Here is a 25,870-nt window from a genome sequence, read left to right on the forward strand (position 1 = left end):
TGAGAAAAGTGAAGTTGGTTGGGGGTGGAGGCAGGGCGCGCCCGGTGGGGCGCGCCCCGCGACTCACACCTCTTCGACCGAGCTGGGCTCGCGGCGGGACAGGTCGATGCCGAGCTCCTCGGCGGCGCGGAAGACGTCCTCCTCCGCGTCGCGCATCTCGATGGTGGTGCCGTCCTGGGACAGCACCTCCACGTTGAGGCAGAGCGACTGCATCTCCTTGACGAGAACCTTGAACGACTCCGGGATGCCCGAGTCGGGGATGTTCTCGCCCTTCACGATGGCCTCGTAGACCTTGACGCGACCGGGCACGTCGTCGGACTTGATGGTGAGCAGCTCCTGGAGGGCATAGGCGGCGCCGTAGGCCTCCATCGCCCACACCTCCATCTCGCCGAACCGCTGGCCACCGAACTGGGCCTTACCGCCCAGCGGCTGCTGCGTGATCATCGAGTAGGGGCCGGTCGAGCGCGCGTGGATCTTGTCGTCGACCAGGTGGTGGAGCTTGAGGATGTACATGTAGCCGACCGAGACCGGGTCCTTGAACGGCTCGCCGGAGCGGCCGTCGAACAGGCTGGCCTTGCCGGTCTCCTTGACCATCCGGACGCCGTCGCGGTTGGGCAGCGTCTGGCCGAGCAGGCCGGTGATCTCGTCCTCGCGGGCGCCGTCGAAGACCGGGGTGGCGACCTTCGTGTTCGGTGCGGCCTCGGCGACGCCGATCGCGGTGAGCCGCTGGGCCCAGTCGGCGTCCTGCAGGTCGGCGTCGATGTGCCAGCCCTGCTTGCCGAGCCAGCCGAGGTGCAGCTCGAGGATCTGGCCGATGTTCATCCGTCGCGGCACACCCAGCGGGTTGAGCACGACGTCGACCGGCGTGCCGTCCTCCATGAACGGCATGTCCTCGATCGGCAGGATCTTCGCGATGACGCCCTTGTTGCCGTGGCGGCCGGCGAGCTTGTCGCCCACGGAGATCTTGCGCTTCTGCGCGACGTACACGCGGACGAGCTGGTTGACGCCCGGCGGGAGCTCGTCGCCCTCCTCGCGGTCGAAGACGCGCACGCCGATCACCGTGCCGGACTCGCCGTGCGGCACCTTCATCGAGGTGTCGCGGACCTCGCGCGCCTTCTCTCCGAAGATCGCGCGGAGCAGGCGCTCCTCGGGGGTCAGCTCGGTCTCGCCCTTGGGCGTGACCTTGCCGACGAGGATGTCACCGGTCGACACCTCGGCGCCGATCCGGATGATGCCGCGCTCGTCGAGGTCGGCGAGCATCTCCTCGCTGACGTTCGGGATGTCGCGGGTGATCTCCTCCGGCCCCAGCTTGGTGTCGCGGGCGTCGACCTCGTGCTCCTCGATGTGGATCGAGGTGAGGACGTCCTCCTGCACCAGGCGCTGGCTGAGGATGATCGCGTCCTCGTAGTTGTGGCCCTCCCACGGCATGAACGCGACGAGCAGGTTGGTGCCCAGCGCCATCTCCGCGTTGTCGGTGCACGGACCGTCGGCGATCGGCGAACCGACCTCGAGCCGGTCCCCCGCCTCGACCAGCGGTCGCTGGTTGATGCAGGTGCCCTGGTTGGAGCGCTTGAACTTCGCGAGACGGTACGACGAGTAGGTGCCGTCGTCGTTCATCGTCTCGACGAGGTCGGCGGAGACCTCCTTGACGACACCGGCCTTGTCGGCCACCACGACGTCGCCCGCGTCGACCGCGGCCCGGAACTCGATGCCGGTGCCGACGATCGGGCTGTCGCTCCGGATGAGCGGCACGGCCTGACGCTGCATGTTGGCGCCCATGAGCGCGCGGTTGGCGTCGTCGTGCTCGAGGAACGGGATCAGGGCCGTCGCGACCGACACCATCTGGCGCGGCGAGACGTCCATGTAGTCGACGTCGTCGGCCGGGACCTCGGCGACCTCGCCGTTGCGCTGACGCACCAGCACGCGGTCCTCGGCGAAGCGGCCCTTGGCGTCGAGCGCCGCGTTGGCCTGCGCGATGACGTAGCGGTCCTCGTCGTCGGCGGTCAGGTAGTCGATCTGGTCGGTGACCACACCGGCCTCGACCTTGCGGTAGGGCGTCTCGACGAAGCCGAACGGGTTGATCCGCCCGTACGACGCGAGCGAGCCGATCAGACCGATGTTCGGGCCTTCCGGCGTCTCGATGGGGCACATCCGGCCGTAGTGCGACGGGTGGACGTCGCGGACCTCCATGCCGGCGCGGTCACGGGACAGACCACCCGGGCCGAGCGCGGAGAGGCGGCGCTTGTGCGTCAGGCCCGCGATCGGGTTGGTCTGGTCCATGAACTGCGAGAGCTGCGAGGTGCCGAAGAACTCCTTCAGCGCCGCGACGACGGGACGGATGTTGATGAGGGACTGCGGCGTGATCGCCTCGACGTCCTGGGTCGTCATCCGCTCGCGGACCACGCGCTCCATCCGGGCCAGGCCGGTGCGGAGCTGGTTCTGGATCAGCTCGCCGACGGTGCGCATCCGGCGGTTGCCGAAGTGGTCGATGTCGTCGGCGAGGACCGGCAGGTCCTTGCCGTCGGCGTCCTTGCGGATCTCGCCGCCGATCGCGGCCACGAACTCGTCGCCGTTGTGCAGCTGGACGATGTACTTGATCGTCGCCACCATGTCGGCGATCGTCATCGTCTGCTGGTCGAACGCCTCGTGCTGGCCGAGCTTCTTGTTGACCTTGTAGCGGCCGACCTTGGCGAGGTCGTAGCGCTTGGGGTTGAAGTAGTAGTTCTTCAGCAGCGTCAGCGCGGCCTCGCGCGTCGGCGGCTCGCCCGGGCGCAGCTTGCGGTAGATGTCGAGCAGGGCGTCGTCGGGCCCCTGCGTGTTGTCCTTCTCCTCGGTCAGCTGGATCGACTCGAACTGACGCAGGTCGGCCATGACGGCCTCGTAGTCGTACTCCTCGCCGGTGTCCTCGGCGATGGCCTGGAGGGCCTTGAGCAGGACCGTGACGTTCTGCTTGCGCTTGCGGTCGAGGCGGACGCCGACCATGTCGCGCTTGTCGATCTCGAACTCCAGCCACGCGCCGCGGCTCGGGATCAGCTTGGCGGTGTAGATGTCCTTGTCGGACGTCTTGTCGGCGGTGCGCTCGAAGTAGACGCCGGGCGAGCGGACGAGCTGGGACACGACGACCCGCTCGGTGCCGTTGATGACGAAGGTGCCCTTGGGGGTCATCAGGGGGAAGTCGCCCATGAAGACCGTCTGGCCCTTGATCTCGCCGGTCTCGTTGTTGGTGAACTCGGCGGAGACGTAGAGCGGGGCGGAGTAGGTGAGGTCCTTCTCCTTGCACTCGTCGACGGTGTACTTCGGGTCGTAGAAGACCGGGTTCTCGAACGAGAGCGACATCGTCTCGGAGAAGTCCTCGATCGGGGAGATCTCCTCGAAGATCTCCTCGAGGCCGGACTTGTGGGTGGCGTCCTGGCCCTCGGCCAGGCGGGCCTCGATCCGGGACTTGTGGGCCTCGTTGCCGATCAGCCAGTCGAAGCTGTCGGTCTGGAGCGAGAGAAGCCTCGGGAGCGCCATCGGCTCCTGGATCTTCGCGAAAGAGATGCGGGACTTACCGGGGGTGGTGCGCGCGGCCAAGAGTTGTCCTTCGACGGGTTCGACTCTTCGAGAGCGCCCTGACCCACCACGTCATCGGCCACCGGGCAGGCCGAAGCGCATCTGAGGGCAGGCGCAAGGAGCCACGATACACCACTGCGGAGCGCTCGACAATATCGGCTGCGCAACCTCACACAGCCGGGGAGCGGCTCCGCCGACCCCGGTCAGGGCCGGCTGGGATCCGGTCCGCCCGATCATGCTGCGCGGACCCGCTCAGGTCAAGCAGCCGCTCGGCCGCCCGGTCCCCCGATCATCGACCCGGCGCGTTCGAACGCGCCGGGTCGGCGCCTTTTTCGCGTTCAGATGCGACGGGTCGATGCGGTCCGAGACTCAGCTCTCGGCGCAGTCCGAGTCGACGCAGATGCCGTCGAGCAGCCAGCCCTGCTCGCTGCCGGAGTCGCGGACCAGCTGCAGCGTGGCCCACATCCGCAGCGTGCTCCGCTCGCCCCCGTCGCGGACGCTGTCCTGCCGGATGAACACCACGACGGAAGCGAGCCTGCCGTCGTCGCTGAGGCGGGTCAGGGCGACCCCGTCGGCCGCCGCCTCGACGACGATCTTCTGCTTCGTGGCCTCCTCGGTCAGCTCCGGCCAGAGCTTGGTCTGCTTGGCGGCCAGGGCCGGCGTGAGGTACTGGGTCACCCGCTCCAGGTCGGCGTCCATGGTCTGGTAGCCGTACGAGAAGGCCGGCGCGACGATCCGCTCCGCGGCGCCCTCCACCTCGACGGAGGTCCGCTCGAAGCGGAGGTTGCTCTCGGCCACCTCCTTCGCGCTGGCCTCGCCGCGGGCGCCGGGCAGCAGGGCGAGCGTCACGGCCAGACCGACGGCCAGGACCGCGGCGACCCCCGCGGCGACCAGGGCCACCGTGCCCGGGGCTCGGCGCCCGGCCGCGGCCGGTGCTGGCTCGGCCGGTGCTGGCTCGGCCCGTGCTGGCTCGGCGTCCGCAGGGTCCGCGGGAGCCGGCTCGTCCGCGGCCGCGGCGGTCTCGGCGGCGCGCTCGGCGGCCAGCTCGGCGTCGTACGCCGCCCGCCTGTCCTGGTCGAGCAGGACGCCGGCGGCGTCGCTGTAGGCGCGGAACCGGCGCTCGGTCGGGTCGAGATCGGCGATCGCGACCTTCCACGCGGCCCGGATCTCGTCGGCGCTCGCGCTCTCCTCGACGTCGAGGAGGTCGTACAGATTGGTGCTCACGGGGCCTCCCCCGTGCTCGGCGAGCTGCCGTCGCTCGGCTGCTCGGACGACGGCGTCGGCTGGCCACTCGGCTGACCACTCGGCTGGCCGACCGGCGGGCCGCCCTCCGGGATCGACGCCTCGCCGAAGGAGGGCAGCTCGTCGTCGAGATCGTCGAGATCGTCGACCAGCCAGGTCCCGCCCTGCTTGACGAGGGAGACCTCGTAGCGGAACCGGAGGGGCTCGAACGGGATCCGCTGGGTGCCGTCGGAGGGGTCGGGATAGGAGAACTCGACGACGCCGGCGACGAGCAGCTCCGCGGAGTCGTCGTCGATGCTGGCCACGCCGACGGCGTACGGCGTGCCGACCCGGTCGATCTGGGTCTGCTTGACCGTCTCCTCGGCGTAGCCGACGTTCTTGTCGAACACGGTGCGGAACTTGGCCGTCATCAGCCGGCCGACCCCGGCGTAGTCGGGCATCTTGCCCGCGGCGTCGAGCAGGTCGGGGCCGTAGGTGTTGAACCGCTGGACGAACGTCCGGGCGGCGGCGAGCGCCTTCTCGCGATCGGCGGTCTCGTCGCGCGGCGGGTCGATCAGGGAGTCGAGCTTCTCGCCGGGGTTCGAGCCCGCGCCCTTGTCGACCAGCGTCCACACGCTGACGCCGAGTGCGGCGACGACGACAGTGAGCAGCAGCCCGATCACGCTCCAGCGGAGCGTGGCGTTGGACTCCCTCACCGCGCGAGCCTCGACGACGGGCTCACCGAGCGGGGTCGAGCAGCGGTTGGAGGTAGAGCCACTTCCACGAGTCCTCTCCCAGCGACGGAGGCGCCACGTTACCGCGCACGCTGGTCGTCTCCTCCGCCTGGCCCGTCACGGCCCAGGTCAGCTCACCGGTCTCGTCGTCGACCCGCACGCCGATGTCGTAGCCCTGCACGCCCGGCGCGACCCGCGGGAGGTTCTGCGTGCCGCGGGGGTTGCTCTTGGTGATCGGCTCGGTGCAGCCGACGTTCTCGGGCATCGGGGCGTTGCCGCGGTCGGACTCCGGGTTGCGGCGGGTCTTGAGGTAGCCGGCGTAGCAGGGCGTACTGGTCAGCGCGAGCACGAGGCCGAAGTGCGCGTCCCAGAACCCGCTGCCGCCCTCCTGCTTGGACCGCTTGCCGACGACGACCTGGCCGGCACCGATGGCGTACGGGTAGACGACGAGCATCTGCTTGAGGGCGTCGAGGTGCTGGACGACGACCTCGCCGGTCGCGACCAGGTTGGCGAGCAGCTCGCTGATCTCGACGCCGTTCTGCTCGAGGAAGGTGCGCAGCTGGGTCGCGGCCACCGATCCCGAGTCGATGACCTTGCGCAGCGCCGGGTCGGCGCCGGCCAGCGCGGAGCTGAACAGCGACAGTTGCTGGGCGAAGGTCCGCAGCGAGGACTCCGAGGCGACCTGGCCCTGCAGGACGGTGTTGCTGTCCCGGATCAGCGCGGTGGTGAGGTCGAAGTTCTCGTCGGCGGTCTCGATGAAGGAGTTGCCGGTGTCGATGATCCGCTGGAGGTCCGGGCCGGTGCCGGCGAACGCCTGGCCGAGCTCACTGACCGTCGTCTGCAACGCCTCGCGGTCGACGCTGGCGACCGTCGCGGACAGGTCGCCGAGGAGCTTCTCGGTGGCGATCGGGGTCGCGACGTCGGAGATCTCCGAGCCCTCGCGGAGGTACGGCCCGCCGTCGGTCTGCGGCTGCAGCTCGACGTACTGCTCGCCGACGGCGGAGCGGTTGCCGACCAGGGCGAGGGTGTCGCTGGGGATCTTGTCCCACTTCTTGTCGATGTCGAGGTGGACGTCGACGCCCGCGTCGGTCAGCTTCAGCTCGCCGACGGTGCCGATGCCGACGCCGCGGTAGGTGACCTCGGCCCCGGTGAAGATGCCGCCGGACTCGGGATAGTGGGCGGTCACGGTGTAGCTGCGGTCGACGACCAGGCGGTCGAGCTTGGCGTAGCGGGCGCCGACGAAGGAGACGCCGAGCAGCGTGATGAGCGCGAAGACCATCAGCTGGATCCGGGTACGACGGGTGATCACGGTGCGGACCTCGCCTTCTCGGCCCGGTGCGCCGTCGGCGCCTGCTGGGTCAGCGGGGCGGCGTACAGGCTGACCAGGTCGGTGTCGTAGGCATCGTCGAACTCCGACCACATGGTGTCGACGTCACTGTGCCCGCCCGGCGCCGGGCGCCCCAGGCCGCCGCCCCCCAGCACGCTGGAGAGCAGGTTGCGGATCGGGTTGTTGCTGGCGGGTGCGCCGCCGGCCGTGGCGCCCTTGTTGCCGCCGAGCAGGTTGCAGAGCAGCTTCACGGCCGAGCAGACGTCGTCGAGGAGGTACTGCGGCAGCAGCAGGCACTTCTGCGGGTCCGGCGGCGTCTTCAGGCAGCCCTGGAGCGTCTTCCACGCGCTGTCGCAGAGGTTCTTCAGGTTGATCAGCTGGTCGAGCGGCGAGTCCGGGAGCTCGTTGACCAGGAGGCAGGGGAGGTCGGGCAGGTTCAGGTTGCCGATGTCGAGCTGCAGGTCGATCGACAGGTTGACGTAGTCGCCCATGTGGAGGTTGCGGGCGACCTGCGGGTCGCGTCCGACGGACTCGTCGATGAACGGGTAGGTCAGGAAGGTGCTGAAGCCCTTGGCGAAGTCGTCGCCGGCCTGCGCGATCTGGAAGAGGACCGGGTCGAGCATCTTGAGGGTGTCGATCGTCGCGGCCTTGGTGGTGTTGATGACCCGGACGCCGACGTCGCTGAGCTGGGTGAGCCCGTCGAGCATCGCGACCAGGTCCTGGCGCTGCCGGTCGAGCGAGTCCAGCGCGCTCGGCAGCTCCTCGAGGGCGAGGTCGATGCTGTCCTGGTGCTGTCGGGCGGTGACGGCGAGCCGGTTGACCGACTCGATCGCGTCGACGATGTCCTGCTTGCGCTGGTCGAGCTGGCCCATCAGCGAGGAGACCTGGGTGAGCACCGACTTGGCGGAGTCCTCCCGGCCCTCGAGGGCGAGGTTGAGCTCGGTCGAGATCGTCTTCAGCTGGGCGATGCCGCCGCCGTTGAGGACCAGGCTGAGTGCGCCGAGCACCTCCTCGACCTCCGGGTTGCGGCCGCCGTCCTCGATGACGTCGCCGTCGGAGAGCCGGCCCTGGGCACCGGCGGCGGGGGCCGCGAGCGAGACGAACTTCTCGCCCAGCAGGCTGGTCTGGCGGATCGAGGCGACCGGGTTGTCGGGCAGGTCGACGTCCTTGCGCAGCTCGAGGGTCACCACGGCGCGGTAGCCGTCGAGGCGGACCTCGGTGACCTGTCCGACCGCGACGTCGTTGACCTTGACCGACGACTTGGGCACCAGGTCGAGGACGTCGTCGAAGCGGACGCTGACCTGGATCGGGTCCTTGCCGGTGTCGGCACCGCCGGGCAGCGGCAGCTCGTAGACATCGAAGTCGCAGCCGGTGAGCAGCACCGCGCCGGCGAGCAGGGCGACCAGCGCCCGCATCCGGCGGCGGAGCACGGAGCGTGGCCTCGTCATCGGTCCACCTCCACCAGTCCGTTGAGCGTCGGGTCGTAGGCCTGGCCGTACCAGGAGCCGGTGCCGAACGGGGCACCGCGCGGCAGCAGGGTCTCGATCAGGCCGCAGATGTCGCCCTTCGCATCGGCGCCCGACACCAGAGCACACAGCACGGCACTCGGGTTCGAGGTCAGCTCGTGCAGGATGTTGCCGAGGTTGGCGTTGGTGTCGAGCGTGCCGTCCTTGGGGTTGTACGTGTGGTAGAGGTTCGTGATCGCGAGCGGGCCGGCCTGGAGCAGCTCGTCGAGAGCCCCGCGCTGGCGGACCAGCACCTTCGCGACCCGGTTGATGTCGCGGATGTTGCGGCCGAGCACCTCGCGGTTGCGCTTCACGAAGCGGGCGACGTGGTCGAGCGCCGTACCGAGGTTCGACAGTGCGGTCGTGAGCTCCTGCCGCTCGTCGGCCAGCAGGCTCGACACGTCGCCCAACGACCGGCTGAAGTCGCGCACGGTCGTGTCGTTGTCGGCCAGCGTCTTGAGGAAGGACTCGAGCTGCCGGGCCGAGTCGAAGAGGTCGTCCTTGTTGTTGTCGAGGGTCTCGCTGAGCCGGCCGAAGTCCTTGATGGTCTGGTGGAATTGGGCGCCCTGGCCGCCGAAGTTCCGGGCCGTCTGCTCGAGGAGGTCGGTCAGCGCGCCCTCCTTGTTGGCGCCCTCGGGGCCGAGCGCGACGGTCAGCTTGTCGATGCTGCCGTAGATCTCGTCGAGCTCGAGCGGGATCGCCGTCTTCGTGGCATCGATGACGGTGTTGTCGGCCATCACCCGGTCGCCGTCCTCGAAGGCCGGCGACAGCTGGATGTAGCGGTCGCCGACGACGGACGGCGACACGATGACGGCATCGGCGTCGGCCGGCACCTTGAGGTCGGAGTCGTAGGCCATCACGACCTTGACCTTGGTGCCCTCCGGGACGACCTCGCGGACCCGGCCCACGGGGATGCCGAGGACCCGGACCTCGCTGCCCTCGTAGACCGACACCGCACGCGGGAAGTAGGCGGTCACCGTCTTGTCGTTGCCCGAGCCACCGAACATCCAGACCAGGCCCGCGACGATCAGCACCCCGATGACGGCCAGGGGGAGCCAGCGGCGCATCCTGCTCACCGAGTCGTTCACGGCTTCACCGTCCCGGGCACCGGCGGCAGGTTGAAGATGTAGGTGTCGAACCACGGCCCGTTGCCGAGCGTGCTGGCGAAGACGCGGTAGAACGGCGCCATCAGACGGATCGACTCCTCGAGGTTGTCCTCGTTCTTCTTCACGACCTGCAGCACCGAGTCGAGGCTGTCGAGCGCGGGCTTGAGATCGGCGCGGCTGTCCTTGATCAGCCCGGTCAGCTTGGTGCTCAGCGTCGAGGTCGACTCCAGCAGGCGGTGGATCTGCGCCTTGCGCTGGAGCAGCGCGGTGAAGAGCGAGTCGGCGTCCTTCATCAGCGCCACGATGTCCTCGTCGCGCGAGTCGAGCACGGTCGAGACCCGGTTGAGGTTCTTCAGCAGCGAGTTGATCTCCTCGTCGCGCGAGGCCACGGTCTCCGCGAGGGAGGAGAGGCCGTCGAGCGCCGCCCGGAACTCCTCGGGCGTGTTGCGGGTCAGGTCGGCCAGCGTGGTGAGCGCGTTGGCGAGCTGGTCGGTGTCGATGTCGGCGGACGTCTCGGCCAGGCCGGTGAAGGCCTCGACCACGTCGTACGGCGAGCTGGTGCGGTCGACCGGGATGACCGCTCCCTCCGCGAGCTGGCCCTCGCCGGCGGGGTCGAGCGCGAGGAACATCGAGCCGAGGATGGTCTTCACCTTGATGTCGGCACGGGTGTCGACGCCGAAGGGGGTGTCGGTCTTGATCTTGAACGCGACCTTGACCGAGTTGCCGTCGAGCTCCATCGAGGTCACCTGGCCGACCCGGACGCCGGCGATGCGGACCTCGTCCTTGGGCTTGAGTCCACCGGCCTCGGAGAAGGAGGCGTAGTAGGTGTCGCCGCCACCGATCAGCGGCAGGTCGTTGGCCCGGAGGGCGGCGACCAGGCCGAGCAGCAGCACGGCGATGCTCACCGCGCCGATGACCACGGGGTTGCGCTCGCGGAAGGGCTTCATGTCAGTGATCGCCTCATCCGAGCGTGCAGCGGTCGGCGGTCGCGCCGTAGGTGGCGCTGACCGGGTTCGGCAGGAGCGGGACCTTGATGGTGGCCTTGAAGTGGCACAGGTAGAAGTTGAACCACGAGCCGTACGTCGCGGTGCGGCCGATCTTGGTGAGCTTGATCGGCAGCACCTGCAGCGCCCGGTCGATCTCCGCGCGGTTGTCGTCGAGGGTCCCGGCGACCTTGCGCAGCTCCTTGATGTCCTTGATGAACGGGTCCTTGATGTCGGTGACCAGCGCGGCGGTCTGCACCGAGAGCTCCGAGATCGAGTCGAGGGAGGACAGGATCGCCTCGCGATCCTCGTTGAGGCCACCGATCAGGGAGCGGAAGCTGTCGATGAGGTTCGTCAGCTGCTTGTCGCGGTCGGCGACGTGGTCGAGGACGTAGTCGAGGTTCGTCAGCAGGTCGCCGATGACCTGGTCGCGGTCGGCGAGGGTCTGGGTGACCGACGCCGTGCTCGACAGCAGGCCCTCGACGGTGCCGCCCTCGCCCTGGAAGACCTGGACGATCTCGTAGGACAGCTTGTTGATGTCGTCGGGCGACAGCGCCTGGAACAGCGGCTTGAAGCCGTTGAAGAGCACGGTCAGGTCGAGCGCCGGCTTGGTCCGGTCGACCGGGATGGCGTCGTCCTCCCCCAGCCGCTCGCCGCCGGTGCCCTCCTGGGTCAGCGAGATGTAGCGCTGGCCGATCAGGTTGCGGTACTTGACCGTGGCATGGGTCGCGTCGTCGATGCGGGTGTCGGAGTCGACCGAGAAGGACACCCGGGCCCGGTCGGCGCTGATGATCCGGATCTCCTGGACGGTGCCGACCTTGACGCCCGCGATCCGGATGTCGTCCCCCTTGTTGACGCCGGTGGCGTCGACGAAGTCGGCGGCGTAGTCCCTGGTGGCGCCGAAGGAGAGGTTGCCGATGGTGATGATCAGGACGCTGGTGGCGAGCGCCGTGGTCACCATGAACACGACCAGGCGGACGAGGTCGCCGCTGGTCTTCTTGTCGAGTCCGCGCAGCATCACGGCGCCCCACCTCCGGTGAGGAGCGGGCCGGCGAGGAGCACGTTGAGGTCGGAGCCGGCGCCGTCGTACGCCTCGTCGAGCGCGCCGCGCAGCGCGGCGACGTCGTCGGGGCTCCCGGTGTAGCCGGAGTACTCCGGAGCCGGGCGCAGGTTGCCCTTGCCGGTGTCGCCGTTCATGCCGTCGTTGAGGTGCGGCAGCGGCGGGAACGGGTTCTGCTGGCTCCACGGGATGTCCGGCAGGCCCAGGCAGTCGGGCCCGCGGTCCTCCCCGAAGATCGGGGCGTCGGCCGGGGTGTACTTGCGCGGCTGGTCCTGCAGGGTCTCCAGGACGATGTGCAGCTCGAAGCCGCGGAATGCCTCCGCGAGGCGCCCCTGCGCCTTGACGATGCCGGCGGCCATGCACGGGATCGTCGGTGCGTAGCGGGCCACCGCCCGCAGCGTCTCGGTGCTCAGCTCGCCGGCGCGCTTGAGGCGGTCGGCGTTGGCGTCGAGGAAGGAGCGCGCCGTGTCGGAGAAGCTGCGGATGTCGCGCAGGGTCGCGGTGAGCGCCGCCTCCCGCTCCTCGATCGTGCCGGTCGTCTTCACGGTGTCGTCGAGGATCTGGGCCACCTGGGGAAGGATGTCGGCGTAGGTGTCGGAGACCTGCGCGGTCAGCTTGAGGTCCTCGAGCAGGGCGGGGATCTGCGGGTTGATCCGCTTGAGATAGCCGTCGAGTGTCTCGAGGTTCTTGCCGAGGAGCTCGCCGCGTCCCTGGAGGGCGGTCGCGAGCGCGGTCAGCGTCGCGTTGAGCTCAGCCGGCTGCACCGTGCGCAGCAGCGGGTAGAGGTCGGAGAGGACCTCCTCGAGCTCGGTCGAGACGACGGTCCGGTCGATGGTCCCGCCGGCGCGCATCGTGCCCGACGGGCCGGTCTCGGGCACCACGAGCGAGACGTACTTCTCGCCGAACAGCGTCTTCGGCACGATCGAGCCGGTGACGTTGGCCGGCACCACGCCGATCTTGTCGGGATAGATGCCCAGCGTCAGCTCGGCGCCGTCGGCTCCCGAGCGGGCGTCGAGCACCTCGCCGACGATCACGCCGCGCACCTTCACGTCGGCGCGGTTGGGCAGCTGCAGGCCGATCGAGGAGGTCTTGAGGGTCACCCGGTCGTAGTCGGTGAACTTCTTGGTGAAGGTGGCGTAGGTCAGCCAGACGCCGAGCAGCAGCAGCGCCACGAACACGACGCCGAGCGCCTTGTGGGCCGACAGGATCCGGTTCATCGCCCGATCACCCCGCCAGCCTGACGGTGGTCGAGGCACCCCAGATGGCCATCGACAGGAACAGGTCGATCACGTTGATCGCCACGATGCTGGTCCGCACCGCGCGACCCACCGCCACCCCCACGCCCGCGGGGCCGCCCGAGGCGGTGTACCCGTGGTAGCAGTGGATCAGGATGACGACGACCGCGAACACCAGCACCTTGCCGAAGGACCACAGCACGTCACCGGGTGGCAGGAACTGGTTGAAGTAATGGTCGTAGGTGCCCGACGACTGCCCGTAGAACTGGGTGACCACGAGCCGGCTCGCGACGTACGACGACAGCAGGCCCACGACGTAGAGCGGGACGATCGCGATGAGTCCGCCGATCACGCGGGTGGTCACGAGGAACTGCATCGACGGGATCGCCATCACCTCGACGGCGTCGATCTCCTCGGAGATCCGCATCGCGCCGAGCTGGGCGGTGAACCCGCAGCCGACGGTCGCGGCGAGGGCGATGCCCGCGACCAGCGGCGCGATCTCCCGGGTGTTGAAGTAGGCGGACACGAAGCCCGCGAAGGCGGCGGTGCCGAGCTGGTTGAGGGCGGCGTACCCCGACAGCCCGACCTGGGCGCCGGTGAAGAAGGTCATGCCGATGATGACGCCGACGGTGCCGCCGATGACCGCCAGGGCGCCGGAGCCCAGGGTGACCTCGGCGAGGATCCGCAGGATCTCGCGCGGGTAGCGCTTGATCGAGCGGGGCAGCGCGAGCAGGACCTTGAGGTAGAAGGACAGCTCGTGGCCCAGGTTGTCGAGGCCCTTCAGCGGCCGGTCGTAGATCGCCTTGATGTTCGCCATGTCGCCTCGCCTAACCCGTCTTCGGGGGCACGACCTGCAGGTAGATCGTGCTCAGGGTGAAGTTGACGACGAACAGGAGCAGGAAGGTGATGACCACGGACTCGTTGACGGCGTCGCCGACGCCCTTCGGACCACCTCCGGCGTTCATGCCCTTGTACGACGCGACGATCGCGGCGATGAGACCGAAGACGAGGGCCTTGATCATGCCGATCCACACGTCGGGCAGCTGGGCGAGGGCGGTGAAGCTGGCGAGATAGGCACCCGGGGTGCCGTCCTGCAGGATCACGTTGAAGACGTAGCCGCCGCCGACGCCGACGACGCTGACCATGCCGTTGAGGAAGACCGCGACGAGCATGCAGGCGAGCACGCGTGGGACGACGAGGCGCTGGATCGGGTCGATGCCCAGCACCATCATGGCGTCGAGCTCCTCGCGGATCTTGCGGGCGCCGAGGTCGGCCGCGATGGCCGAGCCGCCCGCGCCGGCGATCAGCAGTGCGGTCGCGATCGGGCCGGCCTGCTGGATGACCGCCAGCACCGATGCGGAACCGGTGAAGGACTGGGCACCGAACTGCTTGATCAGGCCACCGACCTGCAGCGCGATGACCGCGCCGAAGGGGATCGCGACGAGGGCCGTCGGGATGATCGTGACCGAGGCGATAAACCAGGCCTGCTGGATGAACTCGCGCCCCTGGAACGGACGCCGGAACAGCCCCCGCCCCACGTCCAGCGCGAAGGCGAAGAGCTTGCCCGCGGTGCCGAGGGGGGCGATCACGCGTGCAGCGGTGAGCGACACCTAGCGCCCCTTTCGTCCTGATCCTGTGTCGTCGTCCCCCGGATGTCCTGGTCGCTCAGCTGGCGCTGCTTCCGGACGCGTGCTCCGCCTCGCGGGTGAAGGACCCCGGCGGCGGCGTGATGCCGTTGGCCCGGCACCAGGCGCCGGGCGCGGCCTGGGCCCGGCGCGGGATGCCGTTGGACGGCTCCATCTGCAGCGGGATCGGCGGCAGCGGCGGCAGGTCCATGTCCTTCTCGGCTGCGAGCTGGTCGGCGTCCTTCTCCTCCGACATGCCGATCGGGCCGATCGTCTGCGCGTTGAGGAACTGGCGGACCACGGGCTCGTCGGACGACAGCAGCATCTCGCGCGGGCCGTACATGGCCAGGTGCTTGTGGTAGAGCAGGCCGATCTGGTCGGGCACCACCCGGACGCTGTGGATGTCGTGGGTGACGATGAGGAAGGTGGCGTCGATCTGGGCGTTGAGGTCGACGAAGAGCTGGTTGATGAACGACGTCCGCACCGGGTCGAGGCCGGAGTCGGGCTCGTCGATGAGCAGGATCTCGGGGTCGAGCACCAGGGCGCGGGCCAGGCCGGCGCGCTTGCGCATGCCACCGGAGATCTCGCCGGGGAGCTTCATCTCCGCGCCGAGCAGACCGACCATGTCCATCTTCTCCATGACGATGTCACGGATCTCGGACTCGCTCTTCTTCGTGTGCTCGCGCAGCGGGAAGGCGACGTTGTCGTAGAGGTTCATCGAGCCGAACATCGCGCCGTCCTGGAAGAGCACGCCGAACAGCTTGCGGATCTCGTAGAGCTCCTTCTCGGAGCAGCTCGCGATGTCGGTGCCCTCGATCACGATCGAGCCCTCGTCGGGCTTGATCAGGCCGATGAGCGCCTTGAGGAAGACGGACTTGCCGGTGCCCGACGGGCCGAGCATGACCGAGATCTCGCCCGCCGGAAGGGTGAGCGTCACGCCCTTCCAGATGAGCTGCTTCCCGAACTGCTTCGTCAGGTTCGTGACCTGTACGTCGACGCCCATGTCGTGACCTCTCCCTCGTGCGCTCCACCAGCCCGGCTGCCTAGGAACAACGCTGTCGCGTGGCGCACGTTACGCGGCATCCGTGGCATGCGTCACGCCCACCCGACCATCAAGACCCGCAAAGTACTGGCGAGTAGGCCTAGCGTCCAACTCGCGAGTAGTGCTAGCGCACGCGGCGTTGACCCGCCCCGAAAAGCAGCACGAGGCGGATCCCCGCAGGGATCCGCCTCGTGCTGTGAGCCGCCTCATCTCAGGCCGGCAGCGTGGCGCCCGCGCGCAGCGCATCGGAGGCAAGCATGGGCCCGAAGGGTCCGTGCGCAGCCTTCGACAGGCGACGAGGCGGGCCCCCGGAAGGGACCCGCCTCATCTCAGGCCGGCAGCGTGGCGCCCGCGCGCAGCGCATCGGAGGCAAGCATGGGCCCGAAGGGTCCGTGCGCAGCCTTCGACAGGCGACGAGGCGGGCCCCCGGAAGGGACCCGCCTCATCTCAGGCCGGCAGCGTGGCGCCCGCGCGCAGCGCATCGGAGGCAAGCATGGGCCCGAAGGGTCCGTGCGCAGCCTTCGATAGGCGACGAGGCGGGCCCCCGGAAGGGACCCGCCTCATCTCAGGCCGGCAGCGTGGCGCCCGCGCGCAGCGCATCGGAGGCAAGCATGGGCCCGAAGGGTCCATGCGCAGCCTTCGATAGGCGACACGCTCGGCCCAAATTACTTCAGGGTGACGGTGGCGCCGGCGCCCTCGAGGGACTCCTTGGCCTTGTCGGCCGTCTCCTTGTTGACCTTCTCGAGGATCGCCTTCGGGGCGCCCTCGACGAGGTCCTTGGCCTCCTTGAGACCGAGGGAGGTCAGCGCGCGGACCTCCTTGATGACGTTGATCTTCTTGTCACCAGCGGCCTCGAGGATGACGTCGAACTCGTCCTGCGCGGCGGCGTCGTCGCCACCCGCGGCAGCGCCACCGCCGGCGGCGGGGGCAGCGGCAACGGCGACCGGGGCGGCGGCGGTGACGCCGAAGGTCTCCTCGAACTGCTTCACGAACTCGGAGAGCTCGATGAGGGTCATCTCCTTGAACGCGTCGAGGAGCTCGTCGGTGGTGAGCTTCGCCATGGTGGCGTCTCCTTCTTGGTGCTTGTGGCCCGCGACGACTGTCGCCGCGGCCCGGGTTTCAGGTGGTGGGGTACGTCAGCCTGGAATCAGGCGTCGGTGGACTCGGCAGCCTCGTCGGCAGCGGCCTCGGTCGACTCCTCGGCCGGAGCCTCGGTGGTCTCGTCGGCAGTTGCCTCCTCGGCGGCCGGAGCCTCCTCGGCGGCGGCCGGCGTACCAGCACCACCTGCGAGGATCGAGGGGTCCTCCTGGGCCTTCGCCTCCAGGGCGCCGGCGAGCCGGGCAGCCTGGGCGAGCGGGGCGTTGAGGAGGTAGACGGCCTGGCTGAGCGAAGCGAGCATCGCGCCCGCGAGCTTGCCCAGGAGCACCTCGCGCGACTCGAGATCGGCCAGCTTGGCGATCTCCTTCGCGTCGAGGAGCGCGCCGTCGAGAACGCCACCCTTGATGACCAGGGTGGGGTTCGCCTTGGCAAAGTCACGCAGACCCTTGGCGGCCTCGACGACATCGCCCTTGATGAAGGCGATGGCGGTGGGGCCGGTGAGGAGCTCGTCGAAGCCCTCGATGCCCGCCTCCTTGGCGGCGAGCTTGGCCAGCGTGTTCTTGACCACGGCGTAGTTGGCGTTCGCACCGAGGGAGCGGCGAAGGTCCTGCAGCTCCTTGACGGTGAGACCGCGGTACTCGGTCAGCACAGCGCCAGCGGACTCGCTGAAGGACTCAGCGATCTCCGCGACGGCGGCCTGCTTGTCTGCCCGCGCCATGGGTCTCCTTCCGGATGGGGACCGCCGCACTCGTCCGGGAAAGACGAACGCCCCGAGCGCAGGCGCTCAGGGCGTGGACTCCGCGGGCGGACCCGCGTCGTCGGTGCTCTGATCCCCTGCGCAGGCCGTCCACTCTCGCGGAGCCTTCGGTCCGGACTGGTAGTCCGGACAACCGGCGGTCTTAAGGTTTCGAGGAGCAACGGTACGGCGCCCGACCGGCCCGGGCCAAATCGCGAGCCGTCCGGGCCGTGCGGCACGATGGTCCTCATGCCCACCTCCGCGACGCCGCTGTCCGCCCTGTCCGCCGACGACCTCGCCGCGCGCCTGACGACCGTGCGCGCCGACTACGACGAGCTGACGTCCCGCGGCCTCGCGCTCGACCTGACCCGCGGCAAGCCCTCGGCGGACCAGCTCGACCTCGCCAACGAGCTGCTCGACCTGCCCTCGTCGTACCGCGACCGCGCCGGTGCCGACGTACGCAACTACGGCGGCCTTGACGGCCTGCCCGAGATGCGCGAGATCTTCGCCGACCTGCTCGGCGTCGACGCCTCCGCCGTGGTCGCGGGCGGCAACTCGAGCCTGACGATGATGCACCAGGTGCTGACCTCCCTGCTGCTCAAGGGCGGCCCCGACTCCCCGCGTCCCTGGGTCCAGGAGCCGGTCGTGAAGTTCATCTGCGCCGTCCCGGGCTACGACCGCCACTTCACCATGCTCGCCGAGCTCGGCATCGACATGGTGACCGTGCCGATGAACGCCGACGGTCCCGACGTCGCCGCCGTGCGGGCGCTGGTCGCCGACGACCCCAGCGTCAAGGGCATGTGGATCGTGCCGACGTACGCCAACCCGACCGGAGCCGTCTGCTCTCCCGAGGTCGCCGCCGAGCTGATGGCGATGCCGACGGCGGCGCCGGACTTCCGGATCCTGTGGGACAACGCCTACGCCGTGCACCACCTCACCGAGGAGGAGACCAAGAGCGCCGACGCCCTCGGCCTCGCCTCGGCCTCCGGCCACCCCAACCGGCCGATCATCTTCGCCTCGACGTCCAAGATGAGCTACGCCGGTGCCGGGGTGGCGGCGCTCGCCGCCTCCCCGGAGAACCGGGCGTGGTATCTCCAGCGGCTCGGCTTCGCTGCCATCGGTCCCGACAAGGTCAATCAGCTGCGGCACGTGGAGTTCTTCAAGGACGCCGACGGTGTGCGGGCCCACATGCGCAAGCACCGCACCCTGCTCGCCCCCAAGTTCGCTGCGGTCGAGGAGGCCCTGTCCACGCGACTCTCCGGCCTCGGCATCGCCGAGTGGACGGTCCCCACGGGCGGCTACTTCGTGAACCTCGACGTCGTCGACGGTACGGCGTCGCGCGTGGTCCAGCTCGCCAAGGAGGCCGGCATCGTGCTGACCCCCGCCGGGTCGGCGTTCCCGCACGGCGAGGACCCCTACGACCGCAACATCCGCCTCGCGCCCTCGTTCCCCGTGCTCGACGAGGTTCGGGCCGCGATGGCCGGCGTCGCGTTGTGTGTCGAGCTCGCCGCGTTGGAGTCACTCACCGCCTGAGCCCCTGGGGCGGTTCAACTACCGCATTTGTCGTCCAGGAGGCCGGTCGGCGACAAATCTGGTAGTTGAACCGCCACCAGAGCACCCCGGAATGCGCGACGCCCGCCGTCCCCGAGGGGAGCGGCGGGCGTCGTACGACCGGACTGGCGCCTGGGCTCAGGCCTCGTCCTCGACCGCGACGTTCTTGATGCGGTTGGGGTCGACCTGGACGCCGGGGCCCATGGTCGTGGAGACGGTGACCTTCTTGAGGTAGCGGCCCTTGGAGCTGGACGGCTTGAGCCGCAGCACCTCCTCGAGGGCGGCCGCGTAGTTCTCGGCGAGCTGCTGCTCGGAGAAGGACGCCTTGCCCACGATGAAGTGGAGGTTGGCGTGGCGGTCGACGCGGAACTCGATCTTGCCGCCCTTGATGTCGGAGACGGCCTTGGCCGGGTCCGGCGTCACGGTGCCGACCTTCGGGTTCGGCATGAGGCCACGGGGGCCGAGCACGCGGCCGAGGCGGCCGACCTTGCCCATCAGGTCGGGGGTGGCGACCACGGCGTCGAAGTCGGTCCAGCCGCCGGCGACCTTGTCGATCAGCTCGTCGCTGCCGACGAAGTCGGCGCCGGCCTCACGAGCGGCGTCGGCCTTGTCGCCGTTCGCGAACACGAGGACGCGAGCGGTCTTGCCGGTGCCGTGGGGCAGGTTGACGGTGCCACGGACCATCTGGTCGGCCTTGCGCGGGTCGACGCCCAGACGCATGACGACGTCGACGGTCTCGTCGAACTTCTTCTTGCTGGCGGCCTTGGCGATCTTGATCGCGGCCAACGGCGCGTAGAGCTCGTTCTTGTCGAACGTCTCCGCAGCCGCGCGGTAGGTCTTGCTGCGCTGCATGGTGGTTCCTTAGGAGTAAGAGGAGGTGTGGTCAGCGGGCCAGCGCGGCCCTTCCACGGTTCGTCAGGCCTCGACGGTGACGCCCATGGAGCGGGCGGTACCCTCCACGATCTTCATCGCGGCGTCGATGTCGTTGGCGTTGAGGTCGGGGAGCTTCGTCGTCGCGATCTCGCGCACCTGGTCCTTGGTCAGCTTGCCGACCTTGTCCTTGTGCGGGACGCCCGAGCCCTTCTTGAGGCCGGCAGCCTTCTTGATCAGCTCCGCGGCCGGCGGCGTCTTCGTGATGAAGTCGAACGTCCGGTCCTCGTAGATCGTGATCTCGACGGGGATGACGTTGCCGCGCATGGACTCGGTCTGGGCGTTGTACGCCTTGCAGAAGTCCATGATGTTGACGCCGTGCGGACCGAGCGCGGTACCGACCGGCGGAGCCGGGGTGGCCGAGCCGGCCTGCAGCTGCACCTTGACCAGTGCGGCGATCTTCTTCTTGGGAGGCATTCCTCTATCTCTTTCTTCTCGTGGTCATGACGAGGCGTACGTCGTGCGCCTCTGCCACCTGCGTCGCCGAGTCACGGGGAACCCTGACCCGGGCAACCTTGCCATTCTCCGCGCCGAGACCCGGAGAAGCGAAATTCAGACGCGCTGGATCTGCGAGAACGACAGCTCGACCGGCGTCTCGCGGCCGAAGATCTCGACGAGCGCCTTGACCCGCTGGGCCTCGGCGTTGATCTCGGTGATCGTCGCGTGCAGCGTGGCGAACGCGCCGTCGACGATGAGGACGGAGTCGTTGACGCCGAAGTCGGCGACCTCGATCGGCTTCTTGGCCGGCGTGGCGGCGGTGCCGCCGGTGGTGGCCGCGGCGGCCTCCGCCTCGGCGGCGGCCGCGGTGACGACGGCCGGGGCGAGCATCTTCTCGACCTCGTCCATGCTCAGCGGCACCGGCTGGTGGCTGTGACCCACGAACCCGGTGACCGACGGGGTGTGCCGCACGGCGGCCCAGGACTCGTCGGTGAGGTCCATCCGGACCAGGACGTAGCCGGGGAGAACGGTGCGCTTGACCATCTTGCGCTGGCCGTTCTTGATCTCGGCGACCTCCTCGGTGGGGACCACGATCTCGTGGATGTAGTCCTCCATGTTGAGGGAGTGGATCCGGTTCTCGAGGTTCTGCTTCACCCGGTTCTCCATGCCGGAGTAGGTGTGCACCACGAACCAGTCGCCGGGCTTGGCCCACAGCTCGCGGCGGAACGCCTCGAGCGGGTCCTCGTCGGCGGCCTCGTCGTCAGCCTCCTCGGACTCGCCGTCCACGGACGCCTCGGCGTCGTCGTCCACGGCAGCGATCTCGTCGGCACCCTCGACATCGACGGTCTCGTCGATCTCGACGCTCTGCTCGGCCTCGTCGGCCTCGAAGGTCTCCTCCAGGGCGGTGTCCTCGGCCTCCTCGACGTCGGCGACGTCGTGGGCCGCCTCGGCGAGCGCCTCGTCAGCCTGGGCCGGGTCGTACTGCTCGGACACGTGCTGCTCCATCAGTTGTCGAAAAAAGATCGGTTGTCAGCCGACGCGGCGACCGCGTCGGGCTCAGATGTCGTCGGCGCCGGTGAAGATCTCGAACGCGAGCTTGCCGAGCGCGAGGTCCAGGACCGACACCAGCGCGATCATGATGAGCACGAAGACCATCACCACCACGAAGTAGGTGCCGAGCTGCTCCCGGGTGGGCCAGACCACCTTGCGGAGCTCGGCGACGACCTGCCGGTAGAAGGTCACCGGGCCGGTGCGGTTCTCAGACTGCTTGCCGCCCGAGGAGTCCTTGCGGCCCCCACGGACTGCCGGAGCATCCGCCACGCTGCTCACCTTCTCTTCGTCAGCGCCGACCCTCCGGCCGGCTGGTCGTCATCTCTTGCAGGGCACGAGGGACTTGAACCCCCAACCTTCGGTTTTGGAGACCGATGCTCTGCCAGTTGAGCTAGTGCCCTCCGATGTCTCCGCCCCCAGTGTGCCGACCGCCCCAAGGGCGCGACTCACCATGTGGCAGAACCACCAAGCGGGGAGTCTACGGGTTCCGGCCCGGCCGAGTCGAACCGAGGTGCCGTCGGCGTGCACCAGTGCCCCAGCTCCGCGAGGCAGAGCCGAGCGGCGATGCCCGCGTCGTCGAACGCCCGCCGGGTGGCTGCCGCGTCGTCGCGGAAGTGTCCCCATCCCTGTTGGTGCGCGACGACGACGTGGGCGCTGCCGAGGATCTCCGCCGCGGCGGCGGCCCGGTCGGCGGTGAGGCTGAGCGGGCGGCCGCGGAACTTCGAGGGGACCGAGGCGCCGCCCGCGAACAGGACCGCGACATCGGGGGCGCCGAGGCGGTCGCGGACGTCGCGGACGATCTCGAGGGAGGCGTTGTCGCCACTGACGTAGACGGTGGGGGCGCCGTCGGCGGTGACGACGAAGCCGGCGACCTCGCAGTTGACGAATCCGTCCTCGTCCACCTCGCCGTCGGCAGGCCCGTGGCGGGCGGGGACGGCGGTCACGGACAGGACCCCGTCGGGGCCGGTCCAGGTCGACCAGGCGTCCAGGCCGAGCGCCGGACCGCCGAGTCGCCCGGCGGCGGAGCGTGGGGCGAGCACCACGGGCGACGCCGAGGCGAACGACCGGCCCGCGTGGTCGAGGTTGTCCGGGTGCAGGTCATGGCTGACCAGCACGACATCGGGGACGCCGACCGCGGCCACCGGCACGGCCGGCCCGACGGTCTTCCGGAGGTACCCGTAGTCGGTCGGCGGGTCGAAGGTCGGGTCGCAGACCAGGCGCCGGCCGAGGACGTCGAGCACGGTGGTCGGCCCGCCGAGCACGGCCACCCCGAAGGGCAGCCGTGCCGGCGTGACGGACCCCCGGGGCCCGTCACAGGTCGACATGGCGCAGGTCCTTGCTGATGTAGGAGCCCACGAAGAGGAAGACGCCACCGGCGGCCAGGATCACCAGCGGCGTGAAGTCGTAGCTCATGACGCCGCCGAGCCACAGCATGTAGTACGGGTAGAACGCCGGGACGACGCTGGGCAGGCTGTAGGCGATGCCGTACCCCGACGAGCGGACCTCGGTCGGGAACATCTCCATGATGTAGGCGGTGATCATCGCGAACACGCTCAGTCCGCCGACGATCGCGACGGCGGCGCCGGCGACGACGGTCAGGGTCGAGTCGAAGCCGCCGATGGCGAGGCCGAAGGCGATGGTGCCGGGGACCAGGTTGAACAGGGCGATCGCCATCATCACGTGCCGGCGCCCGTAGCGCTGGCCGGCGGCGCCGATCAGCGGGAACAGCGCCATGCCGACCACGGCCGAGACGAGCACGGTCGTGTTGACGACGCCGTGGTCGGTGCCCAGCTTCTTGAAGTGTCCGGCGAAGACCCCGATGGTGCCGTCGAGGATGAGCCAGGCACCGGTGGACGTCACGAAGGCGACCGCGAAGTTCCGCAGGTTCTGGCCGCTCAGCAGTGCGCGCAGCGGGTTGGTCGTGCTGTTCTCGCTGGCCGCCCACAGCTCCGACTCGGGAACGGAGCGCAGGTAGTGCCAGAACACCATCAGCGACAGCACGAAGCCGACGGCGAACGGGATCCGCCACCCCCACACGCTGTACGCCGCGTCGGCGTCGCCCGAGGGCATGAGCTTCAGGATGAGCATGGTCAGCAGCGTCATGAAGCCCAGCGCCGCCGGGTATCCGATGTTGAGCAGCGCTCCGTACAGGCCGCGCAGGCGGCGCGGCGCGTACTCCATGGCGAGCGGGTTGGCCGCGGTGTACTCGCCACCGAGGAAGATGCCGTCGACGAGGCGCAGCAGGATCAGTGCTCCCGCGGCCCACCAACCGGCGGTCGCATAGCCCGGCAGCAGGGCGATGAGGCCGGTGCAGACCGTGAACCCGGCCGCCACCCACACCGTCGTACGCCGGCGCCCGACCCGGTCGCCGAGGACGCCGAAGATGATCGAGCCGATCGGCCTCCCGACCAGGGAGACCGCGAAGATGAGCGCGGTCAACGTGGCCGCCTGGGTCTTCGACGCGTGGTCCGGGATGAAGTACGCGATCGCCGGAGCGAGCGCGATGACCGGCAGGTACACGTCGTACATGTCGACGAAGAAGCCGCCGATCGCGGCGCGCAGGGCCTTGCGGCCGTTGGCGCGGTACTCGGGGTCATCCTCGCGGGCGAGGACCGGGTCGGTCTCGCGGATCTCGGCGTCAGAGGACATCGCGACCCACCTCCTCGTCAGCGGGAGCAGTAGCGACAGCACCAGCGTTGTCGTCCTCGATCGTCGTGATCGCGGGCCGCCGGCGCTTGTCGACGCGGACGTCGAAGATGTCGAAGCGGTTGTAGGTGCCGACGATGTCGTGCGCCCGCTTGAGGACGATCTCCTCGTTGAGGTCGACCGTGGCGGTGACGATGCCCTCGTCAGTCGTGGGCGGCCCGGCGACGACCTCGCCGCGGGGGCCGACGACCATCGAGACGGTCGGGGTGGCGCGGAGCAGCTTCTCGACACGCTCGTCGCCCCGGGCGACCGTCTCGAGGGCGTCGTCGTCCAGGACCGTGGCGGCGACGACGGTGAAGACCTTGCCCTCGAAGCTGTGCGCGGCGCTGCGCAGCCGGATGCTCTCCGCGAGGTCGTACTCCGGCGCGTCGGTGCGCTGGTCGAACGGCCAGGCGGGCGGGTACGTCGCGATGTGCAGCCGCTCGCCCTGGGCGAGCAGCGTGTACTTGGCGAGCGTATTGGTGTTCTCCCCGCAGATGAGCGCGCCGAGGAACCAGCCGTCGAGCTCGACCGGCTCGAGGCCGTGAGCGTCGCCGTGCGACCAGGTGAGCCGCTCGTGCCAGGTCCCGACGAGCTTGCGGCGGTGGTTCACCAGGGCGCCGGTCCGATCGAAGAGGAGGTTGGCGTTGAACACCTGGCCGAGGCTGTGCGCGGCCCGCTCGTTGACGCCGATCGACAGCACGACGCCGTGCCGCGCCGCGATCTCGCCGAGGCGCCGCGCGTGCGGGCCCGGGACCGTGATCGTGGACTCGACGAGGCGCTGATGGAGCTCGTGCTGGTCGACAGGCGGCAGCACCGACCCCCAGATCGGGAAGCCGGAGACGAAGCTCTCGCCGAAGACGACCAGCTCGGCTCCTCCGGCAGCCGCTGCGGCGACGAGCGACTCGACCTTGTCGAGCGTCGCGTCGCGGTCGAGGAAGACCGGCGCCGCCTGGACGGCAGCCACCCGGACGGTGGGCAGACGGTCGTTGACCATGGTGGACACATCCCTTGCTAACTATGTCGCCGGAAGTCGACACTGTGTCGACCGTCGACGGCGATGTGGGCTACGTCACCGGACGCTAGGACTGCTTGGCGAGCCAGGTCTACGGCAAGTATGTCGACGCTTTTCGACAACAAGAGGGGTCAGCGCAATGTGGCAGGAGCTGGTCGAGGCGGGCCTCGACCCCAAGGACGCTCATTTCTACCTGGCCGTGCTGCGCCGCGGCCGCACGACGGTCGCCGAGGCGGCGCGCGAGGCCCACGTCAGCCGGACGAGCGGCTACGACATCGCCCGCCGGCTGCAGGCCCGCGGCCTCATCGGCCGCGTCGAGTCCGGCCCCGGCGACCACGAGGACCTGCGCACGCAGAGCCACCTCGTCGCCAATGACCCGGAGCACCTGCTCGACGAGTGGGCCAACCGGCGCCGCGTCCTCGACGACGTCGTCCCACAGCTGCGGGCACTGTTCTCGGCCAGCCGGTCGCGCCCGAAGGTCCGCTACCTGGAGGGCGCCGCCGGCATCCGCGCCGCCCTCTTCGAGACCCTCGAGTGGCGCTCGCCGATCCGCGGCATCCTCTCGATGCGCGACCTGATGGCCGTGCCCGGCGAGACCGCCATGGACGAGTACATCGCCGGACGGCGCGAGCGCGAGCTCGTCCTGCGCGTGATCCGCACCCGCGACCACGACTGGCCCCGGGGCTGGCTGACCAGCGCCGCGGACTACCGCGTCGTCAGGCACGCGCCGCCGGAGTACGAGTTCACCATGACCGCCGTGATCGGAGGGCACCAGGTGGTCAACCTGTCGTCGGCGCGCGAGACCTTCGCGATGATCATCGAGAGCGAGGAGTACGCCGAGATGCAGCGCAACCTCTTCGACGTCCTGTGGGCCGCCAGTCTGGAGGCGGAGACCGACGGCTCCGGCGCTCCCCCCGACCAGGGCCCGCGCCGTCGGCGACCGGCGACAGGGACGTGACGCCCCGCCGCCGACCGCC

Annotated in this window: 23 protein-coding genes and 1 tRNA gene; 2 read left to right on the top strand and 22 right to left on the bottom strand. The window is 69.4% G+C overall.

Annotated elements, in window-relative coordinates:
- Positions 1-63: 63 nt before the first annotated feature.
- The 14 genes from rpoB to rplJ all read right to left on the bottom strand — a co-directional run bounded on the left by rpoB (position 64) and on the right by rplJ (position 17,206).
- Positions 64-3,573 (bottom strand): DNA-directed RNA polymerase subunit beta, encoded by a 3,510-nt coding sequence (rpoB, locus tag QJ852_22840; GenBank protein WGX95976.1) that lies wholly within the window; start codon positions 3,571-3,573, stop codon positions 64-66.
- Positions 3,574-3,921: 348 nt separating this feature from the next.
- On the bottom strand, positions 3,922-4,776 hold the full coding sequence (locus QJ852_22845) for a hypothetical protein (protein WGX95977.1): 855 nt from the start codon (positions 4,774-4,776) through the stop codon (positions 3,922-3,924).
- Complete coding sequence (locus QJ852_22850; protein WGX95978.1) at positions 4,773-5,489, bottom strand: hypothetical protein; 717 nt, start codon at positions 5,487-5,489, stop codon at positions 4,773-4,775. The genes QJ852_22845 and QJ852_22850 overlap by 4 nt, the downstream gene beginning before the upstream one ends.
- A 22-nt stretch (positions 5,490-5,511) precedes the next feature.
- Complete coding sequence (locus tag QJ852_22855) at positions 5,512-6,816, bottom strand: MlaD family protein (GenBank protein ID WGX95979.1); 1,305 nt, start codon at positions 6,814-6,816, stop codon at positions 5,512-5,514.
- Positions 6,813-8,282, bottom strand: a complete 1,470-nt coding sequence (locus QJ852_22860; GenBank protein ID WGX95980.1) for an MCE family protein — start codon at positions 8,280-8,282, stop codon at positions 6,813-6,815. Before QJ852_22860 ends, QJ852_22855 begins: the two co-directional genes overlap by 4 nt.
- Positions 8,279-9,427 carry an MCE family protein gene (locus tag QJ852_22865; protein ID WGX95981.1) on the bottom strand — a complete coding sequence of 383 codons (1,149 nt, stop codon included), beginning with the start codon at positions 9,425-9,427 and terminating at the stop codon, positions 8,279-8,281. Before QJ852_22865 ends, QJ852_22860 begins: the two co-directional genes overlap by 4 nt.
- On the bottom strand, positions 9,424-10,392 hold the full coding sequence (locus QJ852_22870) for an MCE family protein (protein ID WGX95982.1): 969 nt from the start codon (positions 10,390-10,392) through the stop codon (positions 9,424-9,426). Before QJ852_22870 ends, QJ852_22865 begins: the two co-directional genes overlap by 4 nt.
- Before the next feature lie 13 nt (positions 10,393-10,405).
- The gene (locus QJ852_22875; GenBank protein ID WGX99497.1) at positions 10,406-11,446 is read right to left on the bottom strand and encodes an MlaD family protein; all 1,041 of its coding nucleotides are present in this window, start codon (positions 11,444-11,446) and stop codon (positions 10,406-10,408) included.
- Positions 11,446-12,705, bottom strand: a complete 1,260-nt coding sequence (locus tag QJ852_22880; protein ID WGX95983.1) for an MCE family protein — start codon at positions 12,703-12,705, stop codon at positions 11,446-11,448. The genes QJ852_22875 and QJ852_22880 overlap by 1 nt, the downstream gene beginning before the upstream one ends.
- 7 nt (positions 12,706-12,712) lie before the next feature.
- Positions 12,713-13,540, bottom strand: coding sequence for an ABC transporter permease (locus QJ852_22885; GenBank protein ID WGX95984.1), 828 nt, complete (start codon positions 13,538-13,540; stop codon positions 12,713-12,715).
- A gap of 10 nt (positions 13,541-13,550) precedes the next feature.
- The gene (locus tag QJ852_22890; GenBank protein WGX95985.1) at positions 13,551-14,333 is read right to left on the bottom strand and encodes an ABC transporter permease; all 783 of its coding nucleotides are present in this window, start codon (positions 14,331-14,333) and stop codon (positions 13,551-13,553) included.
- Between the two features lie 55 nt (positions 14,334-14,388).
- Positions 14,389-15,351 (bottom strand): ABC transporter ATP-binding protein, encoded by a 963-nt coding sequence (locus QJ852_22895; protein ID WGX95986.1) that lies wholly within the window; start codon positions 15,349-15,351, stop codon positions 14,389-14,391.
- A gap of 704 nt (positions 15,352-16,055) precedes the next feature.
- Positions 16,056-16,451 (bottom strand): 50S ribosomal protein L7/L12, encoded by a 396-nt coding sequence (gene rplL / locus QJ852_22900; GenBank protein ID WGX95987.1) that lies wholly within the window; start codon positions 16,449-16,451, stop codon positions 16,056-16,058.
- An 86-nt stretch (positions 16,452-16,537) separates the two neighbouring features.
- The gene (gene rplJ / locus QJ852_22905) at positions 16,538-17,206 is read right to left on the bottom strand and encodes a 50S ribosomal protein L10 (GenBank protein ID WGX95988.1); all 669 of its coding nucleotides are present in this window, start codon (positions 17,204-17,206) and stop codon (positions 16,538-16,540) included.
- A gap of 267 nt (positions 17,207-17,473) precedes the next feature.
- Between rplJ and QJ852_22910 the strand changes: the two genes are divergently transcribed.
- Positions 17,474-18,757, top strand: a complete 1,284-nt coding sequence (locus tag QJ852_22910; protein WGX95989.1) for an aminotransferase class I/II-fold pyridoxal phosphate-dependent enzyme — start codon at positions 17,474-17,476, stop codon at positions 18,755-18,757.
- Positions 18,758-18,913: 156 nt separating this feature from the next.
- Here QJ852_22910 and rplA read toward each other — a convergent pair whose 3' ends face one another.
- The 8 genes from rplA to QJ852_22950 all read right to left on the bottom strand — a co-directional run bounded on the left by rplA (position 18,914) and on the right by QJ852_22950 (position 24,875).
- On the bottom strand, positions 18,914-19,627 hold the full coding sequence (rplA, locus tag QJ852_22915; GenBank protein ID WGX95990.1) for a 50S ribosomal protein L1: 714 nt from the start codon (positions 19,625-19,627) through the stop codon (positions 18,914-18,916).
- 63 nt (positions 19,628-19,690) lie between these two features.
- Positions 19,691-20,122, bottom strand: coding sequence for a 50S ribosomal protein L11 (gene rplK / locus QJ852_22920; protein WGX95991.1), 432 nt, complete (start codon positions 20,120-20,122; stop codon positions 19,691-19,693).
- Between the two features lie 135 nt (positions 20,123-20,257).
- Entirely contained in the window at positions 20,258-21,148 is an 891-nt protein-coding gene (nusG, locus tag QJ852_22925; GenBank protein ID WGX95992.1) for a transcription termination/antitermination protein NusG, read from the bottom strand.
- Positions 21,149-21,199: 51 nt separating this feature from the next.
- Positions 21,200-21,472, bottom strand: coding sequence for a preprotein translocase subunit SecE (gene secE, locus QJ852_22930; protein WGX95993.1), 273 nt, complete (start codon positions 21,470-21,472; stop codon positions 21,200-21,202).
- Between the two features lie 49 nt (positions 21,473-21,521).
- Positions 21,522-21,594 (bottom strand) — tRNA-Trp (locus tag QJ852_22935).
- Positions 21,595-21,639: 45 nt separating this feature from the next.
- Entirely contained in the window at positions 21,640-22,518 is an 879-nt protein-coding gene (locus QJ852_22940; protein ID WGX95994.1) for an MBL fold metallo-hydrolase, read from the bottom strand.
- Positions 22,505-23,842: an MFS transporter gene (locus QJ852_22945; protein WGX95995.1), complete on the bottom strand. Its 1,338-nt coding sequence runs from the start codon at positions 23,840-23,842 to the stop codon at positions 22,505-22,507. The genes QJ852_22940 and QJ852_22945 overlap by 14 nt, the downstream gene beginning before the upstream one ends.
- A complete protein-coding gene (locus tag QJ852_22950) occupies positions 23,832-24,875 on the bottom strand; it encodes a carbon-nitrogen hydrolase family protein (GenBank protein ID WGX95996.1) in 1,044 nt (347 codons plus the stop codon). Before QJ852_22950 ends, QJ852_22945 begins: the two co-directional genes overlap by 11 nt.
- Positions 24,876-25,032: 157 nt before the next feature.
- Between QJ852_22950 and QJ852_22955 the strand changes: the two genes are divergently transcribed.
- The gene (locus tag QJ852_22955) at positions 25,033-25,851 is read left to right on the top strand and encodes a helix-turn-helix domain-containing protein (protein WGX95997.1); all 819 of its coding nucleotides are present in this window, start codon (positions 25,033-25,035) and stop codon (positions 25,849-25,851) included.
- Positions 25,852-25,870 lie beyond the last annotated feature (19 nt).

The organism is Nocardioides sp. L-11A, assembly GCA_029961745.1.
GTDB lineage: Bacteria > Actinomycetota > Actinomycetes > Propionibacteriales > Nocardioidaceae > Nocardioides.

Bases quoted from the DNA above. Each gene is read 5' to 3' on its own strand.
- QJ852_22860 (WGX95980.1), bottom strand. From the start codon at position 8,282: ATGACGAGGCCACGCTCCGTGCTCCGCCGCCGGATGCGGGCGCTGGTC.
- QJ852_22870 (WGX95982.1), bottom strand. From the start codon at position 10,392: ATGAAGCCCTTCCGCGAGCGCAACCCCGTGGTCATCGGCGCGGTGAGC.
- QJ852_22875 (WGX99497.1), bottom strand. From the start codon at position 11,446: ATGCTGCGCGGACTCGACAAGAAGACCAGCGGCGACCTCGTCCGCCTG.
- QJ852_22880 (WGX95983.1), bottom strand. From the start codon at position 12,705: ATGAACCGGATCCTGTCGGCCCACAAGGCGCTCGGCGTCGTGTTCGTG.
- QJ852_22885 (WGX95984.1), bottom strand. From the start codon at position 13,540: ATGGCGAACATCAAGGCGATCTACGACCGGCCGCTGAAGGGCCTCGAC.
- QJ852_22895 (WGX95986.1), bottom strand. From the start codon at position 15,351: ATGGGCGTCGACGTACAGGTCACGAACCTGACGAAGCAGTTCGGGAAG.
- rplL (WGX95987.1), bottom strand. From the start codon at position 16,451: ATGGCGAAGCTCACCACCGACGAGCTCCTCGACGCGTTCAAGGAGATG.
- rplJ (WGX95988.1), bottom strand. From the start codon at position 17,206: ATGGCGCGGGCAGACAAGCAGGCCGCCGTCGCGGAGATCGCTGAGTCC.
- QJ852_22910 (WGX95989.1), top strand. From the start codon at position 17,474: ATGCCCACCTCCGCGACGCCGCTGTCCGCCCTGTCCGCCGACGACCTC.
- rplA (WGX95990.1), bottom strand. From the start codon at position 19,627: ATGCAGCGCAGCAAGACCTACCGCGCGGCTGCGGAGACGTTCGACAAG.
- rplK (WGX95991.1), bottom strand. From the start codon at position 20,122: ATGCCTCCCAAGAAGAAGATCGCCGCACTGGTCAAGGTGCAGCTGCAG.
- nusG (WGX95992.1), bottom strand. From the start codon at position 21,148: ATGGAGCAGCACGTGTCCGAGCAGTACGACCCGGCCCAGGCTGACGAG.
- QJ852_22940 (WGX95994.1), bottom strand. From the start codon at position 22,518: ATGTCGACCTGTGACGGGCCCCGGGGGTCCGTCACGCCGGCACGGCTG.
- QJ852_22945 (WGX95995.1), bottom strand. From the start codon at position 23,842: ATGTCCTCTGACGCCGAGATCCGCGAGACCGACCCGGTCCTCGCCCGC.
- QJ852_22950 (WGX95996.1), bottom strand. From the start codon at position 24,875: ATGGTCAACGACCGTCTGCCCACCGTCCGGGTGGCTGCCGTCCAGGCG.
- QJ852_22955 (WGX95997.1), top strand. From the start codon at position 25,033: ATGTGGCAGGAGCTGGTCGAGGCGGGCCTCGACCCCAAGGACGCTCAT.